Source organism: Micromonospora sp. RV43, assembly GCF_001029515.1.
GTDB classification, from domain to species: Bacteria; Actinomycetota; Actinomycetes; order Mycobacteriales; family Micromonosporaceae; genus Micromonospora; species Micromonospora aurantiaca.
The window spans coordinates 1-4,494 of record NZ_LEKG01000305.1 but is presented as its reverse complement, the minus strand read 5'-3'; the positions used below and the strand labels follow the sequence as shown (position 1 = coordinate 4,494).

3 protein-coding genes are annotated in these 4,494 nt (G+C 70.2%); all 3 read right to left on the bottom strand.

Translation table 11 applies throughout. The features are described from left to right. Positions 1-58: 58 nt before the first annotated feature. Positions 59-1,042, bottom strand: coding sequence for a tyrosine-type recombinase/integrase (locus ABD52_RS36420; protein ID WP_047894746.1), 984 nt, complete (start codon positions 1,040-1,042; stop codon positions 59-61). 537 nt (positions 1,043-1,579) lie between these two features. Then, positions 1,580-2,284: a hypothetical protein gene (locus tag ABD52_RS36415; protein WP_047894745.1), complete on the bottom strand. Its 705-nt coding sequence runs from the start codon at positions 2,282-2,284 to the stop codon at positions 1,580-1,582. A gap of 71 nt (positions 2,285-2,355) precedes the next feature. Next, positions 2,356-4,494: excinuclease ABC subunit UvrA (locus ABD52_RS36410; protein ID WP_047894744.1), on the bottom strand; the 2,139-nt coding region annotated here is incomplete at its 5' end.

Genomic DNA, 4,494 nt, shown 5'->3' with positions numbered 1-4,494 from the left:
CCCGCATCTCGCCGATCCTGCCAGCGCGCCACCCCACACGCCGCCCGCCGCACGACAGTCACCGCCGCGGCGCCAGCCCCGACAACGCCCGGTTGGTACGGTTCGCCGCCACCGCCGCCCGCTGCTGACCCGCCGTCACCTCGATGTACGTCTGCGACGACGCCAACGACGCGTGCCCCAGCAACCGCATGATCTCCGCCGCGCTCGCCCCGTCCTCCGCCAACCGCGTCGCGAACGTGTGCCGCAACGCGTGCAACCGCGCACCCCGTGGCACCCGGTCACCGATGCCCGCCCGCCGGTAACACGACTCCACCAGGTACTGCAGCCCACCCCGGCGCAACGCCTCACCCTGACGATCCACCAGGAACGGCGAGTCCGGCCGCACACTGCGCGACCCGAACCGGAGCCGCCGGCTGTCCAGATAACCCGCAAGCACCCGGTCCACGCCGTCCTCGATCGGCACCGTACGCGGCCGCCCGCCCTTACCCGCCACGTCCACCCGCCGCTCACCATCGCGCCCGGCCACCGACGACACCCGCAGCGCCAGCAGCTCCGACAGCCGCAACCCCGCGCACAACGCCAGCGCCAGCACCGCCAGGTCGCGCTCCGGCCACGGATCACGCTGCCGGCCCTCCGCCCGGGCCACCGCCGCCAGTAACTCCTCCGGGGTGTCCTCGCCCCGCAGCGGCTTGGGCCGGGGGAGCGGCGTACGGGGTCGCCCCACCGCCGGCATCGGATTGCCCGGTACGACACCCTCGGCGACCAGGAACGTGAAGAAGCTGTTCCAGGTCGACCAGGCACGATGGACCGACGCGGCGGCGCGGGGAGCGGCGAACCGCGCGAACGCCGCGCGCATCACCTTGGGGGAGAGGGTGCTGACCGGTAGGCGCAGGGGAGAGGCGTCACCGGCCGCCAGATCGGCCACAGTGGTCAGATCCCGCCGGTAAGCGGCCAGTGTGTGGGGGGAGGGCTTGCGGGTGGCCCGGGCGGTCAGGAACTCCTCAATAAGAGCGCCTACCGTTCCGTCCGGTTTGTCATGCATAAGGGATATTATGCATGATTCTCGTGTTCCCGTCAGGAGGCACATCAGGGGAGCGCGGGCGATCAACGCCATGATCAATTCCATCTCGCCGAGATGGCGATAATCCCAGTGCTCCGATGCAGCCACATCGGCGAACTGGCGGCGGCTCCGGCGATCATGAGGTTGGCCGGGGAGTGCCGTCTAATTTGTCGCCGCCAACTTCATGATCGGCGGACGGTGGGTGGAGCGAGGTGGGATCCGGCGGGGGGATGCGCGGGTCGCCTGGTGGGTGGGCCGGCCCGATGATTGGCGCCTGGGCGCAACGGCTGCGACATCGTGTCTGGAGGTGCGAGCCGGCTCGCGGCGAGCTTGCTGCCGCTGCCAGCGCTCGCCAGGTCGAGCACGCGGTCCCGCAGCACGACGGGGGGTGACTGCTTGACCCTCCGGCACCCCGAAGTCCCGCAAAGCGGGTCACCTGCCTCACGCGGGCGCTCGGGGAGCTCCCACCTCAGCGTTACTTGACATAATGTACATTATCGAATGTGCATCGTTCGGTGCTCAGGCATGCTTCGCGCCTTCGTTCTCCGCAGCGATCCCTTGAGGGCCGCCGTTCTCACCTCCGGCCCGAGGCGCTGCGTAGGCACATTCCGGCGTCGCCGCGTCCCTGACGAGCGCGGCGACGCACAGTAGGTCTCGCGCACGGAAGTACGCTGGCGCATCCTCGTCGTGAAGCCGCCCGTCGGCACGCTGCCGCACCTGCTGTACCGCGTCATCGAGTCGCCGCTGCTGCTCGACGGTCAAGGGCCCGCCGCTGGCCAGGCAGGCGGACACCGAGCTGCCGATCTCCCGCGCGCCCGGGTCGTTGCCCGCGAGCAGCTCGGGCAGCCGGCTGCGTCGCCAGTAGCTCAGCGCGTGCAGTGCCGCTCGCTGAGCAGCTCCGTACCAGATCGGCGGGCCCAGGTTGGGGTTTCGATCAGCGCGCCCCGGTGTCCGGTGGCCGAGCTGCTTCGCGGTGCGGCGTTCGGCGGCGTACCGCTGTAGATCCTCGTGCCGGAGGCGGCGGCTCGCCGCGAGATGCTCCAGCGCCCGAAGCAGCGCCGCTTCGTCACGCCTGAAAGGTCCGGCCAGCTCTTCGAGGAAGCTCAGCGTCGCCTCGAAGCCGACTGGGCGGTACAGCTGCACGCACGAGCGTAGTGCCGAGACCCGGCGCTGGTACGGCAGCGCCGGGTCGCGGACGCGGCGGGCGAAGGCGCTGAAGCTCACGGGCCGAGAGTAGAGGCGCCGATCGACAGTGGCGTTGACCGTCGCCTCTCCCCTGTGCTGCCGTCCGGCGGTCAGGCGCCGACGTAGTCGGCCAGGTGTTCGCCCGTGAGCGTCGACCGGGCCGCCACGAGATCCGCCGGGGTGCCCTCGTACACGATCCGGCCGCCGTCGTGTCCGGCGCCCGGACCGAGGTCGATGATCCAGTCGGCGTGCGCCATGACGGCCTGGTGGTGCTCGATCACGATGACGGACTTCCCCGTGTCGACGAGCCGGTCGAGCAGGCCGAGCAGTTGGGCGACGTCGGCCAGGTGCAGGCCGGTGGTGGGTTCGTCGAGGACGTACACGCCGCCCTTGTCCCCCATCCGGGTGGCGAGCTTGAGCCGCTGCCGTTCGCCGCCGGACAGCGTGGTGAGGGGCTGACCGAGCGTGAGGTAGCCGAGGCCGACGTCGGCGAGCCGGTCGAGGATGGTGTGGGCGGCCGGGGTGCGGGCCTCGCCGTCGCTGAAGAACGTCTCGGCTTCGTCGACGGACATGGCGAGGACCTCGCTGATGTCGCGTCCGCCGAGGTGGTAGTCGAGGACGGCGGGCTGGAAGCGCTTGCCTTCGCAGTCCTCGCAGGTGCTGGCGACGCCGGCCATCATGCCGAGGTCGGTGTAGATGACGCCGGCGCCGTTGCAGGTCGGGCAGGCGCCTTCGGAGTTGGCGCTGAACAGGGCGGGTTTGACGCCGTTGGCCTTGGCGAAGGCCTTGCGGATGGGGTCGAGCAGGCCGGTGTAGGTGGCGGGGTTGCTGCGGCGGGAGCCGCGGATGGCGGTCTGGTCGACGCTGACGACGTCCTCGCGTTTGGCCAGTGAGCCGTGGATGAGGCTGCTCTTGCCGGAGCCGGCGACGCCGGTGACGACGACCAGGACGCCCAGGGGGATGTCGACGTCGACGTCGCGCAGGTTGTGGGTGCGGGCGCCGCGGATCGGCAGGGTGCCGGTGGGCGTACGCAGCTTGTCCTTGAGGGTGGCGCGGTCGTCGAGGTGGCGGCCGGTGGTGGTGTCGCTGGCGCGCAGGCCGGCGACTGTGCCTTCGTAGCAGATGGTGCCGCCGGCGGTGCCGGCGCCGGGGCCGAGGTCGACGACGTGGTCGGCGATGGCGATGGTCTCGGGTTTGTGTTCGACGACGAGGACGGTGTTGCCCTTGTCGCGGAGTTGGAGCAGGAGGTTGTTCATGCGGGCGATGTCGTGCGGGTGCAGGCCGATTGTGGGTTCGTCGAAGACGTAGGTGACGTCGGTGAGGGACGAGCCGAGGTGGCGGATCATCTTGGTGCGCTGGGCCTCGCCGCCGGAGAGGGTGCCGGCGGGGCGGTCGAGGCTGAGGTAGCCGAGGCCGATCTCGACGAAGGAGTCGAGGGTGTCCCCCAGTGCCTTGAGCAGCGGGCCGACGGAGGGTTGGTGCAGGTCGCGTACCCAGGTGGCGAGGTCGTTGATCTGCATGGCGCAGGCGTCGGCGATGTTGATGCCGTTGATCTTCGAGGAGCGGGCTTCGGGGGCGAGCCGGGTGCCGTCGCAGTCGGGGCAGGTGGTGAACGTGACGGCGCGTTCGACGAAGGCGCGGATGTGGGGCTGCATGGCGTCGACGTCCTTGGCGAGCATCGACTTGCTGATGGCGGGGATGAGGCCGGTGTAGGTGACGTTGATGCCGTCGACCTTGATCTTCGTGGGCTCCTTGTGGAGCAGGTCGTCGAGTTCGCGTCTGGTGTAGTCGCGGATGGGCTTGTCGGGGTCGAACAGGCCGCTGGAGCGGAAGGTGCGGCTGTACCAGCCGTCCATGCTGTAGCCGGGGATGGTGATGGCGCCCTCGTTGAGGGAGAGCTTCTCGTCGTAGAGGACGGTGAGGTCGAAGTCGGTGACGGCGCCGCGGCCCTCGCAGCGGGGGCACATGCCGCCGAGGCGGTTGAAGGTGCCCTTCTTGGTCTGGGTCTTGCCGGGGCCGCGGTCGACGGTGATGGCGCCGGCGGCGCGTACGGAGGGGACGTTGAAGGAGTAGGCGTTGGGTGGGCCGATGTGGGGGTCGCCGAGGCGGCTGAACAGGATGCGCAGCATGGCGTTGACGTCGGTGGCGGTGCCGACTGTGGAGCGGGGGTCGGCGCCCATGCGTTCCTGGTCGACGATGATGGCGGTGGTGAGGCCTTCGAGGATGTCGACCTCGGGGCGGGACAGGGT

Coding starts and splice junctions, on each gene's coding strand:
- ABD52_RS36420 (WP_047894746.1), bottom strand. CDS start 1,042: ATGCATGACAAACCGGACGGAACGGTAGGCGCTCTTATTGAGGAGTTC.